Here is a 13,866-nt window from a genome sequence, read left to right as displayed (position 1 = left end):
CCGGCCGCAGACCCACCGGCCGAAGCCCCGCGTACGTCAGAACCGTGTCGTAACCGGTCAGAAGACCAGCACTCCACGCGCCACGCGCCCGTGGTGCGCGTCGTCCGCCGCCTTCGCGAAGTCCTCGACGGGGTACGTCTCCGTCACCAGCTCGTCGAGCAGCAGCCGGCCCTCCCGGTACAGCTCGGCGTACAGCGCGATGTCCCGCTGCGGGCGCGAAGAGCCGTACCGGCAGCCGAGGATCGACTTGTCCAGGTACATCGAGGAGACGCGGAACGACGCCTCCGCCGTGGCGGCCGGCACCCCGAGCAGCACCGCCTGTCCGTGCCGGTCGAGCAGGTCGATCGCCTGCCGGATCAGGGCCGTTTTGCCGACGCACTCGAAGGCGTGGTCCGCGCCGGTCGGCAGGATTTCCCGTACCGCGTCGCCGCCCGCCGACGGGAGGAAGTGGGTCGCGCCGAACTGCCGCGCGACCGCCTCCTTCGCCGGATTGGAGTCGACGGCGACGATGGTCAGCGCACCGGCGATGCGGGCGCCCTGAATGACGTTGAGGCCGATCCCGCCCGTCCCGATGACGACGACCGTGTCCCCGCGATCGACCTTCGCCCGGTTCAGCGCGGCGCCCACGCCGGTGACGACGCCGCAGCCGATCAGGGCGGCGGAGCTCATCGGGATGTCGTCCGGGATCCTGACGGCCTGGACGGCCTTGACGATCGTGCGCTCGGCGAAGGAGGAGTTCGACGCGAACTGGTACAGCGGTTCGCCGCGTCGCGAGAACGGCTGCCCGGGCATCCCGATCGCCTTGCGGCACATCGTCGGCCGGCCACGGCCGCACTCCGCGCACGCCCCGCAGTTGGCGATGGTCGAGAGCGCCACATGGTCACCGGGCGCCACATGCTTCACGCCGGCGCCGACCGCCTCCACGACACCCGCGCCTTCGTGCCCGAGGACGACGGGGGCCGGGAAGGGGATCGTCCCGTCGATGACGGACAGATCGCTGTGGCACAGCCCGGCCGCGCCGACGGCGACCATGACCTCCCCGGGCCCCGGGTCGCGTATCTCGAGGTCGTCGACAACCTGAACCGTGCTCCCGTCGAAGACAACACCCCGCATGCCGCCGCCACTCGTCATCCGGACTCCCTCGGTAGGCCGAGCACGCGCTCGGCGATGATGTTCCGCTGGATCTCGTCGGAGCCGCCGTAGATGGTGTCGGCCCTGCTGAACAGGAACAGCTTTTGCAGGGGGTCGAGTTCGTACGGGCGCTCCTCGTCCCAGTCGCACGGCCCGACCGTCGCGGCCGCGCCCCGCACCTGGACGGCGAGCTCGCCCAGTCGCCGGTGCCAGCCGCCCCAGAGGAGTTTGGCGACGCTGGGGGCGCCGGGCCCGCCCCGTGAAGTGCCCAAGGTGCACAGGGCGTTGGCACGCATGGTGTGGAGTTCGGCCCACAGCCGGACGAGGCGGCCGCGTACGACGGGGTCACCGGCGCCGCCCGTCTCGACGGCGAGCCGCACGACCCGCCGCAGCTCCTCCGCGAAGCCGATCTGCTGGACGAGGGTGGACACGCCGCGCTCCAGCGCGAGCAGGCCCATGGCGACGCGCCAGCCGTCTCCCTCACCGCCGACGACGTCCCGGGCCACGGCCCCGTCGAAGAACACCTCGTTGAACTCGCTGGTCCCGGTCATCTGCCGGATGGGCCGTACGTCGACATGTCCCGGCTGATCCATCGGCACCAGCAGGAACGACAGCCCGTGGTGACGCCGGGCACCCGCCCGCGCGTCCTCGGTCCTGGCCAGGACGAAGCACCAGTCGGCGTCCTGGGCGAGGGAGGTCCAGATCTTCTGCCCGGTGACGCGGTACGTGCGCCCGTCCCGTACGGCGACGGTGCGGACCCCGGCCAGGTCGGAACCGGCTCCGGGCTCGCTGTAGCCCTGGCACCAGAGCTCCTCGCCGCGCGCGATCGGGGGTAGGAACCGCTGCTTCTGCGCGTCCGTGCCGTAGGCGATGAGGGTGGGGGCGAGCAGGTTCTCGCCGATGTGGCCGGCTCGGGCGGGGGCGCGGGCGCGGGCGTACTCCTCGGCCCAGACGACCTGCTGGGTCAGTCCGGCCCGGCGGCCGCCGTACGCACCGCCGTCGTCCCACCCGAGCCCGATCCAGCCCCCGCCACCGAGTTCCCGCTCCCAGTCCGTTCCTGCCGCGGCCCCGGGATGCGCCGCGAGCCACTCCCGCGCGTCACGTCTGAAGGCGTCGTCGTCGGGGCCGAAGGCGAAGTCCACGGTGCGTCTCCTGTTCGTCGAGCGGATGGGCTGAGTGGGGGACGGCCGGGTGGGCCTGGGTGCGGCCGGGCCCGAACCACTCCCCCGCCCCACCTCCCGCACCACTCCTTCGCCCCCAACCTCACGCGTTCGGCCGCGCCTTCCGGGACGCCGCCTCAGCCATCGCCTCCAGCTGCGCCAGCATCGGCATCGGGTCGGTGCCCACCGCCCCCGGCAGGAAGTCCGCGATGCGATCCGGCGTCCACCGCCCGCCTTCCGCGTACGCAGCCCGCAGTTCCCTCGGCTGCGCCCAGACCGCGATCTTCGGGCCGGCGACCGTGTACACCTGCCCGGTGATTCCCTCGTCCCGCGCCCGCTCGGAGAGCAGGTACACGACCAGCGCCGCCACATCCTCCGGCTCGCCGATCTCCTTCAGCTCCATCGGTACGTTCGCGGACATCCGCGTACGGGCCACCGGCGCCACCGCGTTGGCCGTGACCCCGTACTTGTGCAGCCCGAGCGCCGCGCTCCGGACGAGCGAGATGATCCCGCCCTTCGCCGCGCTGTAGTTGGCCTGGGCGACGCTCCCCTGGTGGTTGCCGCTCGTGAAGCCGATCAGCGTTCCGACACCCTGCTTGCGCATCACCGCCGACGCCGCCCGGAAGACCGTGAACGTCCCTTTCAGGTGCGTCGCGATGACCGGGTCCCACTCCTCCTCGGCCATGTTGAAGAGCATCCGCTCGCGCAGGATCCCGGCAACGCACACCACCCCGTCGATACGTCCGTACTGCGCCAGCGCCACGTCGACGATCCGCTGTCCGCCCGCCATGGTCGAGATGTCGTCGGCGACCGCGACCGCCTCGCCGCCCGCCGCCGTGATCTCCTTCACCACCGCCTCGGCGACCTCGCTCGTCGGCTCCGAGCCCTCCATCGAGACGCCGTAGTCGTTGACGACGACCCTCGCGCCCTCGGCCGCGCAGGCCAGCGCCACCGCTCGCCCGATGCCCCGCCCGGCCCCTGTCACGGCGACGACCTTGCCTGCCAAGAAGTTCCCCACGCCCGGCCCCTTCCCGCGGTTTCTGACGGACCGTTAGATTTTATGGGCATCCAGGTGCCAGGACACAAGACCCGAGGAGGCCCCATGTCACTGCCGGCCGAGTTCCACGACATCGCCAAGCGCGTGAACAACTGGGGCCGCTGGGGCGCCGACGACGAGATCGGCACCCTGAACCTCATCACCGACGAGGTCGTACGCACAGCCGCCACCACCGCCGTCCGCACCGGCCGCCGCATCCCCCTGGCGCTCCCGCTCAAGGAGGACGGCGTACAGACAGGGCTGATTCCGGGGCGGATCAATCCGCTCCATTCCATGGTCCAGATCAACCAGGAGCTCTTCGGCCCCGGCACCGTCGCCACCAGCGACGACGCCGTGACCATGGGGCTCCAGGCGGCCACGCACTGGGACGCCCTCACCCATGCCTCGCACTCGGGGAAGATCTACAACGGCCGCCCGGCCGACACCATCACCCCCCACACCCGCGCCCGCTTCAGCGGCATCGACAAGGCGCGGCACGTCGTCTCGCGCGGGGTGCTGCTCGACGTGGCCCGCGCACGCGGAGTGGACCGGCTGGCCGGGGACCACGCGGTGACGCCCGAGGACCTCGAAGCCGCCGAGGAGCTGGCGCGAACGACCGTGCGGGCCGGCGATATCGTCCTCGTACGGACCGGACAGATACAGACCTACCTGGCGGGCGACAAGCACGCGTACGGCTATCCGTCGCCCGGCCTGTCCATCCGTACGCCCGAGTGGTTCCACGCCCGCGACGTGGCCGCGGTCGCGAACGACACGCTCACCTTCGAGATCTTCCCGCCGGAGATCGAGAACCTGTGGCTGCCCGTGCACGCCCTCGACCTCGTCGAGATGGGCATGATCCAGGGCCAGAACTGGAATCTGGAGGAGTTGTCCACAGCCTGTGCGGAGGAGGGGCGGTACGCCTTCCTGCTCTCCGCGATGCCGGAGCCGTTCGCCGGGGGAACGGGCACCCCGGTCGCCCCTGTGGCGATCCTCTGACGCTGCCGGACGGCGGTGAACAGCCGGATGGCGACCAACAGCCGGATGACGATGAACAGCCGGGTGGCGACGCACTTCCGCACGCCCCGAGCGCGGCACAAGGGCCACCACCCGGCTCCGGCGTACAGGCCCTGCCCCTCTCGCTTCCCCCGGAGGAGCTGACGCCGAACCACGACCCGCGTTCGCCAAGGACGGGCCGCCGGAAACGCAGCTCGAATCCTCGGCGTCCCCTCGCAGCGAATCGCCTCACCCAAGGGTCATCAGACCATCACGAACCGTCAACACCTGATCGGCGTTTTGCGAGTTACGCGCTATTTGTGACAGCGCACGACGGCTCATACACAGCCGCCTCGTACGCCCCTGTCGCCACCACGGGCGCCCCCCGGTCGACCTCGCACCAGATCCGCTTGCCGGCGCCCTCGGACTGCCAGCCCCAACGGTCGGCGAGGCCGTCGACCAGCTCCAGCCCCCGGCCGTTGGTGTCGTCGCCCTCCGCGTGCCGGGGCTTGGGGGGACGGGCGCTCGCGTCGGCGACCTCGACCCGGACCGTGCCGTCGTCGGCGGTGCCGAAGAGCATGCGCAGTACGGCCGGACAGCCCGTATGCACGACCGCGTTCGTGACCAGTTCCGAGATGAGCAGGATCAGGGTCTCGGCCAGTGGCTCATCGACTCTTATTCCGGAGCCGGCCAGCCGCGAGCGGGCCCACCTCCGAGCGCGCCCCACCTCGGCGGGGTCGGCCCCTACCTCCAACTGCACCTGAAGCACCTGCACCGCTCACACCATCCGAACCGGCGGACACATCGCCTCGCGTCTCCACAGGGTCACGGAACGTGATTCCCTTATGGGACAGCATGGTTGACGTACAGTCACCGCAACAAGCGCTTCGGGCATATTCCAGCGCGAAGGAGTACGCGTGGTGCATACTGTGCGACGCGCGCTGCGGGGAGTCGAACAGGGGCGCGTAGAACGCCTCCGCACGGCGCGAGCGGCGCACATCTCGCGGCCCGGAGTCACCACAGAGGCAACGCCGGGACAGCTGCGCAACACAACCACTCGCATCCCACGGAGAGTACCGGAGCGCACCCCCGACTCCGGCCCGTGACGAGTCACGTGAAGGACACAACCCGATATCGACGCACGGTAATCGCTCACCAGTCGCAGGCTGGAGTGACCGGGGGATTACCGAGGGCCACACGGCGCACAGAACGTAAGCGGCTCGGGGTGTTTCGTAACGTTCCGTAGGCAGTCCGCGCCCGATCGCCCCCTGCCGCGATCCGCACGCGACCGCTCCCCCGGCCGCCCGCTGCTCACAGCAGCGCAGCGGCGAGCACCTCCGCCGCGTCCCCCGCCGTACCCCACCGCTCGGCACGCACCCACGCGCGCTTCAGATGCAGGTGTACGTCGGCCTCCCAGGTGAAGCCCATGCCGCCGTGCACCTGAAGGCAGTCACGCGCGTTGCGGACCGCCGCGTCGTCGGCGAGCAGCTTCGCCCCGGCGATCTCCACCGGGTCTCCGGTCACCGCGGCCCCGTACACGGCGCTGCGGGCCACCTCGGCGCGTACGAGCATCTGCGCGCACAGCTGCTTGACCGCCTGGAAGGCGCCGATGGGCCGCCCGAACTGTTCCCGCTCGCGCGCGTAGGCAACGGCCGTCTCGGTGGTACGGGCGGCGCTGCCGAGCTGTTCCGCGGCGGTCAGGAGCGCCGCGAGGCCGGCGTCCGGCGCGGTCCCGGGCGCGGCCACGGGCTCCGGGCCCGTCCTGGCGCCGCCTTTGGCCCCACGTCCGGCCCTGGCGGGTACGCGGTGCAGCGGCGTCAGCGGGTCCACGGAGCGTACGGGCACGGCTCCCGCGGCGTTCCCGAGCACCTCGTCGGCCGCCTCCAGCCACTCCACGAGCTCGCCGTCCACCCTCGTCACCACGGTCTCGCCGGTGGCCGCTCCCGGGACCGTGCCGGCGGCGAGGTGCGTGGCCACCAGCGGGCCCGGCAGCAGCACGCGGCCGGCCTCCTCGAAGGCGAGCACGGCCTCCGGGAGGCCGAGGCCCACTCCACCGTCCTGTTCCGGCAGCCGCAGCGCGAAGAATCCGGCGTCGCCGAGCTCCCGCCACAGCGCACGGTCCAGGGACGCGTCCCGTCCAGGGCCGGGCTTGTCGACCGCCGTACGAAGCCGTTCCGGCCCGAAGCGGCCTTCGAGGAGTTCACGTACGCCCGTCCGGAGCGCACGCTGGTCGTCGGTGAGACGGAAATCCATCAGCGCCCCTTGGGAAGGCCGAGGATGCGCTCGGCGACGATGTTCTGCTGGATCTGCGACGTCCCCGCGGCGATCGTGTACGAGAGCGACGACAACCGGTCCAGGGTCCAGTCGTGGGACAGGTCCAGGCAGCCGGGGCCGAGGACGCGCGCGGCGGCGTCGTACAGCTCCTGGCGGGCATGCGAGTAGCGCAGCTTGAAGACGGAACCGCCGTTCCCGGGAACACCCCCTGTGCGCTGCGCTTCACTGACGTTCCACTGCGTGAGCCGCCACAGGGCATTGAATTCGGCGTTGAGGCGGCCCAGGGTGCGGCGCACTTCCTGATCGTCCCAGCGGCCGTTCCCGCGAGCGGCCGCGGCGAGTGCGCGCAGGGTGCGGCGGCAGGCGACGACCTCGCCGACGAAGGCCGTGCCCCGCTCGAACGACAGGGTGACCATGGTGACGCGCCAGCCGTCGTTCTCTTCCCCTACGCGGTTGGCGGCCGGGACGCGTACCTCGTCGAGGAACATCTCCGCGAATTCGGCCGTTCCCGTGAGCGTGCGCAGGGGCCTGACAGTCACGCCCGGAGCGTTCATCGGCAGGGCGAGCCAGGTGATGCCCCGGTGCCTGGGAACGTCCGCGCTCACCGGTTCGGTGCGTACCAGCAGCTCGCACCAGTCGGCGACCTCCGCGTGGGACGTCCAGATCTTCGATCCGGTGACGACGTACGCGTCCCCGTCCCGCACCGCCCTGGTGCGCAGCGACGCCAGGTCCGAGCCGGCGTCGGGTTCGCTGAATCCCTGGCACCAGACCTCGTCGCCGCGCAGGATCGGCGGCAGCCAGCGGGCGCGCTGCCGAAGGCTCCCCTCGGCGGCGATCGTCGGTCCCGCGTGCAGCAGGCCCACGAAGTTCGCGCCGACGTAGGGCGCCCCGGCCAGCTCCGTCTCCTCCAGGAAGATCAGGTGCTGGGTGGGGGTGGCGCCGCGCCCGCCCGCGTCGGCGGGCCAGTGCAGCCCCGCGTACCCGGCGTCGTACAGCCTGCGCTGCCACGCCGTGTCGTACGCGCGCCGGCCCGGCCAGTCCAGCGGGTCCGGCCGGGGCGGCAGCCCCGGCAGCGTGGCCGCCAGCCACTCGCGCAGGCGCGCCCTGAAGTCCTCTTCCTCCTCGGTGTACGTGAGGTCCATCAGCGGACGCGGTCGGCGGCGGGGATCCGAACCGCGGCGGGGACCCGGTCGCGGTCCAGGTCGAGCCCGAGCATGCGGATGGCGTTGCCGCGCATCAGCTTGTAGACCGTCTCGTCGTCGAGGCCCTTCACGTGATCGAGCGCGACTTCCTTCGTGTGCGGGAACGTCGAGTCGACGTGCGGGTAGTCGGTCTCGAAGGTGGCGTTGTCGCGCCCGACGACGTCCAGGGACGCGACGCCGTGCTTGTCGCGGAAGAAGCAGCAGAACATCTGCCGGTAGTAGTACGTCGAAGGGGGCTCGGGAATCAGGTCCCGTACGCCGCCCCACGCGCGGTGCTCCTCCCACACGTCGTCGGCGCGCTCCAGGGCGTACGGAATCCACCCCATCTGGCCCTCGCTGTACGCCAGCTTGAGGCGCGGGAACTTCACCAGGACGCCGCTGAACAGGAAGTCCATCATCGAGGCCATGGCGTTGTTGAAGCTGAGGGCGGCCTGCACGGCGGGCGGGGCGTCCGGGGACGCGGCGGGCATCTGGGAGGACGAGCCGATGTGCATGTTGACGACCGTTCCGGTCTCCTCGCAGATCGCGAAGAACGGGTCCCAGTGGCCGGAGTGGATGGACGGCAGCCCGAGGTGGGTGGGGATCTCGCTGAAGGTCACCGCCCGTACGCCGCGTGCCGCGTTCCGCTTGATCTCGGCGACGGCCAGGCCGATGTCCCACAGCGGGATGATGCACAGCGGGATCAGCCGGCCGCCGCTGTCGCCGCACCACTCCTCCACCATCCAGTCGTTGTACGCGCGCACGCACGCCAGGGCGACTTCCTTGTCGTGCGCCTCCGCGAAGGTCTGGCCGCAGAAGCGCGGGAAGGTGGGGAAGCACAGGGACGCCTCGACGTGGTTGAGGTCCATGTCCGCGAGCCTGGCCTTCGGGTCCCAGCAGCCGCGCCGCATCTCCGCGCGGGTGATGCCTTCCAGGGTCATGTCGTCGCGGTCGAAGCCGACGGCGGCGATGTTGCGCTTGTACGGGAACTTGAGGTCCTCGTAGATCCACCAGTCGGTCGGCGGGCCGTCGGGATCCATCGTGATCTGGTACTTGCCCGCCACGTAGGCGAGCTCGCCGATCCCCGCGGTCAGCGGCTTGGGGCCGCGGTCGCGGTACTGCGCCGGAAGCCAGGTCTCGAAGAGGTGCGCCGGCTCGATCACATGGTCGTCGACGCTGACGATCCGAGGCAGTTCCATGGGTGTCCTCCGGCGTTCGCGATACCGCGTTTCTGATGGCCCGTCAGATATCAGGCTAGCCCCGCACCCCTGGACCGACAAGGCGCGGCGCCCTACGCTCTCCGAACAATCTGACTGCCCGTCAGCTGTGAGGGGAATGCCGTGACCGACACCGCGACCGACACCGCGCACGCACTGGGCGCCTCCCGCACGCTCTGGGAACTCGTCGACCGCCGCGCCGCGCTCACCCCGCAGCGGCCCGTACTGCTCCAGGACGACGGCGCACTCACCTTCGGCGAGCTCAGGGACCGCGCCGAGCGCGTCGCGGCCGGCCTGCACGGACAGGGCGTACGCCCGGGCAGCGTCGTCGCCTGGCAGCTGCCGACCAGGATCGAGACAGTGCTCCTGTCGGTGGCGCTGGCCAGGCTCGGCGCCGTACAGACGCCGGTCATCCCGTTCTACCGGGAGCGCGAAGTCGGCTTCGCCCTGAGGGAGTCAAAGGCGGACTTCTTCGCCGTACCGGGGCAGTGGCGCGGTTTTGACCACACGGAGATGGCGCACCGGCTCGGCGCGCGTGGCGTTTTCGAGGCGTACGGGAACGTGCCGGACGGGGATCCGGGAACGCTCCCGGAGCCTCCTTCGGACGGCACCACGGTCCGCTGGATCTACTGGACCTCCGGGACGACGTCCGATCCCAAGGGCGTCCTGCACACCGACCGTTCCCTGATCGCGGGCGGCTCCTGTCTCGCGCACGCCCTGCGGCTGTCCCCGGACGACGTCGGCTCGATAGCGTTCCCGTACGCGCACATCGGCGGCCCCGACTACCTGGTGACGCTGCTTCTGTACGGCTTTCCCGCCGTCCTCTTCGAGCACTTCGCGATGCCCGCCGCGCTGGACGGCTACCGCAGGCACGGCGTGACCGTCGCGGGCGGGTCCACCGCCTTCTACTCCATGTTCCTGACCGAGCAGCGCAAGGACCCCGCCCGCAGGATCGTTCCCACCCTGCGGCTGCTCGCCGGGGGCGGAGCGCCCAAACCGCCGGAGATCTACCACGCCGTCGTGCGCGAGATGGGCTGCCAACTGACCCACGGCTACGGCATGACCGAGGTCCCGATGATCACCATGGGCTCACCGGACGACACGGCGGAGAACCTGGCGACCACAGAGGGCCGGCCGCCCGAAGGGATGGAGATACGCATCACCGCAGAGGACGGCACGCCGGTGCCCGCCGGTCACGACGGCGAAGTGCGGCTGCGCGGCGAAGCGGTGTGCCGGGGCTACCTGGAGCCGTCACAGAACGCGGCGGCCTTCGACCAGGACGGCTTCCTGATCACCGGCGACGTCGGGCACCTCACCGCGACGGGACATCTGGTGCTCACCGGACGGCTGAAGGACATCATCATCCGCAAGGGCGAGAACATCTCGGCCAAGGAGATCGAGAACCTCCTGCACCGGCACCCGGGCGTGGGCGACGCGGCCGTGGTGGGGCTGCCCGACCCGGCGCGCGGCGAGCGGGTGTGCGCCGTCGTCGAACAGCCTCCGGGCGCCGCGCCGCTCACGCTGGAGGAGGTCGGCGCGTACCTGCGGGCGCGGGGGCTGTCCGTGCACAAACTGCCCGAGCAGCTGGAACTCGTGGACGCGCTTCCGCGCAACGAGACACTGCGCAAGGTCCTCAAGTACAAACTGCGCGAACGCTATTCGCGGTGAACGTCGGGCCCGGGCCGACAGCCCGGGCTCCTCGTCTCAGGCCCCTCGTCTCAGGCCCGCGGCTCGTCCGGTCCGGGCGTCGTGTAGTACGCGGCGAAGGCGGTCAGGATCTCTTCCTCGCTGATCAGACCGTCACCGTCCGCGTCGAGCGCCGCCGCGACGGCCTGCGCCCTGTCTCCCGCCACGCCCAGCACGCGCAGGACCCGCCCCGCGGCCTGCGGAGTGACTCCCTTGCCGTCCTCCTCGGCCGCGACGGCGATCGCCGCGTGGAGGAACGGGCGGGCGATCTCGGCGAACCGCCGCGGGTTGTCCCGCAGCCGCTTCACCGCTCCCGTGACGAACTCCTCGCGGCTGACCCGCTGGTCCCCGTCCACGTCGGCGATGCCTGCCATGCCCTGCCAGAAGGCCTCGGCCCCGATGTAGAGCGCCTGCCCCTTGTCGCAACGGGCCGTCGTCCCGAACTCGGCCAGCAGGGCCGCCGCCGCGGCACTGAAGTCCTCGCGGTCGATGTATCCGTTGCCGTCCTGGTCGAAGCTGGCGAAACGGGCCGCTGTCTTGCGCTCGTACTCTGCGCTGTCCATAGGGGGGAGGGTACGACGTAGAAGAGCCGACGGGGGAATTCCGCGGGTTCTCCCACCGCCTCAGGCGGAGAGAGCCTGGGCTTCGTCGTCGGCTGCCGTGGCCACGTCGGGGTAGACCTCGAAGAGGCGGCGTACGCCGAGGGCGGCGAGCACCTTGTTCACGTGCGAACCGTCGACCGCGCCGCGTGCGGGCAGGATCAGCCGCAGGTCGCCGCCGCAGGAGTGCATCAGGCGGCGGGCGGCGATCATGACGCCGACCCCGCTGGAGTCGCAGAACTGGACTCCGGACAGGTCGAGCACCACGCGGTGGCGGCCGTTCGCGACGGCGCCGTGGACGTGCTGGCGGACCGCGGGTGAGGTCACCAGGTCCAGCTCTCCGGAGACGTGCAGTACGGCCCAGGCGTTGTGCTCGGCCTCGATCACCTTCAGCGTCACGCGTCCGGACCTTTCGTTCTGCTGATGCGGAAGTCGTCCTTCCAGTCGCGGCTGCCCCGCCGCACCCGCATGAAACACGCCCTGTGAAAGACACCGGAAAGAGACCGCATCGGGAGGACCGGATCATTATCATCCCGGCCCGGGACGCGAACGCACTTACCGTAAAGGGGCATGCGTTGTCAGCAGCTCGCACTACATTCGAAGGAAGTGACGAGAGGCACACGGTGGGCAGGCGCACAGGGTTGGGGGCCGCATGGCGAAGGACGCACCACCGCGCTGGGACCGCAGGATGCAGCAGCGGCTCGCCCGGGGTGAGGCGGCGGCGCTCGGCGAGCTGTACGACAGGTTCGCGTCGCTGGTGCACAGCCTGGCCCACCGGGTCCTGGACGACGACGGCGCGGCCGACCAGATCACGCGCGAGGTGTTCGGCTACGTCTGGGAGAACCCGGACGCGTACGACCCGAAGCAGGGCTCGATGAGGTCCTGGGTGGCCAGGCTCACGCACCGGCAGGCGGTGCACCGGCTGCGCCAGACCGAGTCGGCCGCGCTGCGGGACGGTGGCGACGTCACCTCGGAGGAGCTGGAGCAGAAGGTGCGCAGGGCGTCGGCCGCCGCCCGCGCGGACTACATCGTGACGTCGATGCCGGCGCCGCTGCGGGCCGCGCTGGAGCTCGCGTACTTCCAGCGCAGGGACTACCGGCAGACGGCGGCCGACCTGGGGGTCACGGAGGACGAGGCACGCCGGCGGCTGCGGCTCGGGCTGCAACTGCTGTCCACGGCGAACCCGCGCCCCCAGGACGGACTGTCGTCCCCGCCCGGATACGGAGAGCACAGGTGAGCGCGGGACACGGTCCGAACGGCCCGCGCGGCCCCCACGGACCGCAGGGACCCCACGGACCGCAGGGACCGCACGGGCCCGAGGGCAACGGTTCCGACGGAAGCGGCGGGCGGGAGCGGCCGGAGGGCCGGGCTCCGCGCATACCGTCACCGAGAGCGGCTGCGGACAACCGCGAGGTCCTGGAGCCGGCGCCCCCGCCCCTGCCGCCGCCTCCGCCGCCTCCCGCGGCCCCTTCCCTCGCCCCCGCCCTGTCCCACGGCGTACTCAAGTCGCTGCTGGGCGCCTGGGCCCTGTCCGCGTGCTCGGCCGACGAGACCAAGGCCGTGGAGGACCATCTCACCGAGTGCGCCCCCTGCGCCGAGGAGGCGCTGCGGCTGCGGGACGCGGTCGCCCTGCTCCACACCGAGCGCAGCCTGGACCTCGATCCCCTGCTGCGCAACCGGGTGCTCGACGGCTGCCTGGGTCGCAGGCCCGCCCGTATCCCTGTACCCGGATGGGCCACGCCGTACGACGCCGAGACGGCGCGCCTGGACGCCCTGCTGCGGGACATCGGCGACTCGGAGTGGCACGCTCCGGTGCGCCTCAAATGGTTCGCGGGCGAGGAGGCGACCACCCGCAAGACGACGGTGGCCGGGGTCATCGGCCACCTGATGAGCGTCGACGGCCTGGTCGCCAAGGCTCTGGGCCTCGACGATCCACTGGGCGCAGACGGACCCGTGTCGCCGTCGGACCGCACCGAGTCGTACTGGCGCGGGTCCCACTTCCCGCCGACCCGAACCGTCCGCGAACCCTGGCGCGAGCAGAGCCACGCCCTGATCCGCACGGCGTCCTTCGCGGGCCGGGGCGTGGCCGAGCTCTCCGTCTCGTACGGCGACTTCGCGCTGCCCCTGCGCGACGCGTTGCTGGACCGGGCGTTCGAGTGCTGGGTGCACGCGGGCGACATCGCGGACGCGGTGGACTATCCGTACGAGCCGCCGTCCGCCGCGCACCTCAACAGCATGATCGACCTGGCCGCGCGGATGATCCCGGCGACCCTCGCGGCCCGCCGCAGGGCCGGTCTCGCCGCCCCCGCCCAGAGCCTGGTGACCGCGGGCTCGCCCGGCCGCTCGCTCCACCTGGAGATCGAGGGCGCGGGCGGCGGCGACTGGTACATCGCACTGGACTCCCCCGCGGCGGTCGGCTCGCCCGCCCACCAGGTGGCCCACGTCGCGCTGGACGGCGTCGAGTTCTGCCAGCTGGCCTCGGGCCACGTGCCGCCGCAGGACGCGGCGGCCGGCCAGAACGGCGACCGGGAGGCCATCCGCGACGTACTCTTCGCGGCGGCGTCACTGAGCCGCCTCTAAGAAGTCATT

The 13,866-nt window shown here is 71.5% G+C and carries 13 protein-coding genes; 4 read left to right on the top strand and 9 right to left on the bottom strand.

What is annotated here, in order from left to right; genetic code table 11:
• Positions 1-57: 57 nt before the first annotated feature.
• From ACWIHY_RS30365 to ACWIHY_RS30355, 3 genes are all read right to left on the bottom strand, one after another.
• Complete coding sequence (locus ACWIHY_RS30365; RefSeq protein WP_454379207.1) at positions 58-1,113, bottom strand: Zn-dependent alcohol dehydrogenase; 1,056 nt, start codon at positions 1,111-1,113, stop codon at positions 58-60.
• Between the two features lie 14 nt (positions 1,114-1,127).
• Positions 1,128-2,273: an acyl-CoA dehydrogenase family protein gene (locus ACWIHY_RS30360; protein WP_454379178.1), complete on the bottom strand. Its 1,146-nt coding sequence runs from the start codon at positions 2,271-2,273 to the stop codon at positions 1,128-1,130.
• A gap of 121 nt (positions 2,274-2,394) precedes the next feature.
• A complete protein-coding gene (locus ACWIHY_RS30355) occupies positions 2,395-3,309 on the bottom strand; it encodes an SDR family oxidoreductase (RefSeq protein WP_454379177.1) in 915 nt (304 codons plus the stop codon).
• Between the two features lie 84 nt (positions 3,310-3,393).
• Between ACWIHY_RS30355 and ACWIHY_RS30350 the strand changes: the two genes are divergently transcribed.
• Entirely contained in the window at positions 3,394-4,323 is a 930-nt protein-coding gene (locus ACWIHY_RS30350; RefSeq protein WP_454379176.1) for a cyclase family protein, read from the top strand.
• Between the two features lie 304 nt (positions 4,324-4,627).
• On the opposite strand, the gene ACWIHY_RS30345 is transcribed toward ACWIHY_RS30350, so the two are convergent.
• The 4 genes from ACWIHY_RS30345 to ACWIHY_RS30330 all read right to left on the bottom strand — a co-directional run bounded on the left by ACWIHY_RS30345 (position 4,628) and on the right by ACWIHY_RS30330 (position 8,974).
• Positions 4,628-5,095, bottom strand: coding sequence for an ATP-binding protein (locus ACWIHY_RS30345; RefSeq protein WP_454379175.1), 468 nt, complete (start codon positions 5,093-5,095; stop codon positions 4,628-4,630).
• Positions 5,096-5,631: 536 nt separating this feature from the next.
• The gene (locus tag ACWIHY_RS30340; protein ID WP_454379174.1) at positions 5,632-6,573 is read right to left on the bottom strand and encodes an acyl-CoA dehydrogenase family protein; all 942 of its coding nucleotides are present in this window, start codon (positions 6,571-6,573) and stop codon (positions 5,632-5,634) included.
• Positions 6,573-7,736, bottom strand: coding sequence for an acyl-CoA dehydrogenase family protein (locus tag ACWIHY_RS30335; protein WP_454379173.1), 1,164 nt, complete (start codon positions 7,734-7,736; stop codon positions 6,573-6,575). The genes ACWIHY_RS30340 and ACWIHY_RS30335 overlap by 1 nt, the downstream gene beginning before the upstream one ends.
• Entirely contained in the window at positions 7,736-8,974 is a 1,239-nt protein-coding gene (locus ACWIHY_RS30330; protein WP_454379172.1) for an amidohydrolase family protein, read from the bottom strand. Before ACWIHY_RS30330 ends, ACWIHY_RS30335 begins: the two co-directional genes overlap by 1 nt.
• A gap of 141 nt (positions 8,975-9,115) precedes the next feature.
• Here ACWIHY_RS30330 and ACWIHY_RS30325 point away from each other — a divergent pair, with 141 nt between their 5' ends.
• Positions 9,116-10,660 (top strand): class I adenylate-forming enzyme family protein, encoded by a 1,545-nt coding sequence (locus ACWIHY_RS30325; RefSeq protein ID WP_454379171.1) that lies wholly within the window; start codon positions 9,116-9,118, stop codon positions 10,658-10,660.
• Positions 10,661-10,710: 50 nt separating this feature from the next.
• On the opposite strand, the gene ACWIHY_RS30320 is transcribed toward ACWIHY_RS30325, so the two are convergent.
• Positions 10,711-11,241, bottom strand: a complete 531-nt coding sequence (locus tag ACWIHY_RS30320; RefSeq protein ID WP_454379170.1) for an EF-hand domain-containing protein — start codon at positions 11,239-11,241, stop codon at positions 10,711-10,713.
• A 60-nt stretch (positions 11,242-11,301) separates the two neighbouring features.
• A complete protein-coding gene (locus tag ACWIHY_RS30315; protein WP_454379169.1) occupies positions 11,302-11,676 on the bottom strand; it encodes an STAS domain-containing protein in 375 nt (124 codons plus the stop codon).
• Between the two features lie 253 nt (positions 11,677-11,929).
• Between ACWIHY_RS30315 and ACWIHY_RS30310 the strand changes: the two genes are divergently transcribed.
• Positions 11,930-12,514, top strand: coding sequence for a sigma-70 family RNA polymerase sigma factor (locus ACWIHY_RS30310; protein ID WP_454379168.1), 585 nt, complete (start codon positions 11,930-11,932; stop codon positions 12,512-12,514).
• Positions 12,515-12,654: 140 nt separating this feature from the next.
• Positions 12,655-13,857, top strand: a complete 1,203-nt coding sequence (locus ACWIHY_RS30305; protein WP_454379206.1) for a zf-HC2 domain-containing protein — start codon at positions 12,655-12,657, stop codon at positions 13,855-13,857.
• The last annotated feature ends 9 nt before the right edge of the window (positions 13,858-13,866 follow it).

The sequence above is a fragment of the Streptomyces sp. NPDC055287 genome, from assembly GCF_053646035.1.
Note: the sequence above shows the minus strand (reverse complement) of the source record. Positions and strands in the feature narration are given on the sequence as shown.

Excerpts from the sequence above, each read along its gene's own strand:
- ACWIHY_RS30310 (WP_454379168.1), top strand. The coding sequence starts at position 11,930 with ATGGCGAAGGACGCACCACCGCGCTGGGACCGCAGGATGCAGCAGCGG.
- ACWIHY_RS30350 (WP_454379176.1), top strand. The coding sequence starts at position 3,394 with ATGTCACTGCCGGCCGAGTTCCACGACATCGCCAAGCGCGTGAACAAC.
- ACWIHY_RS30340 (WP_454379174.1), bottom strand. The coding sequence starts at position 6,573 with ATGGATTTCCGTCTCACCGACGACCAGCGTGCGCTCCGGACGGGCGTA.
- ACWIHY_RS30330 (WP_454379172.1), bottom strand. The coding sequence starts at position 8,974 with ATGGAACTGCCTCGGATCGTCAGCGTCGACGACCATGTGATCGAGCCG.
- ACWIHY_RS30365 (WP_454379207.1), bottom strand. The coding sequence starts at position 1,113 with ATGCGGGGTGTTGTCTTCGACGGGAGCACGGTTCAGGTTGTCGACGAC.
- ACWIHY_RS30320 (WP_454379170.1), bottom strand. The coding sequence starts at position 11,241 with ATGGACAGCGCAGAGTACGAGCGCAAGACAGCGGCCCGTTTCGCCAGC.
- ACWIHY_RS30335 (WP_454379173.1), bottom strand. The coding sequence starts at position 7,736 with ATGGACCTCACGTACACCGAGGAGGAAGAGGACTTCAGGGCGCGCCTG.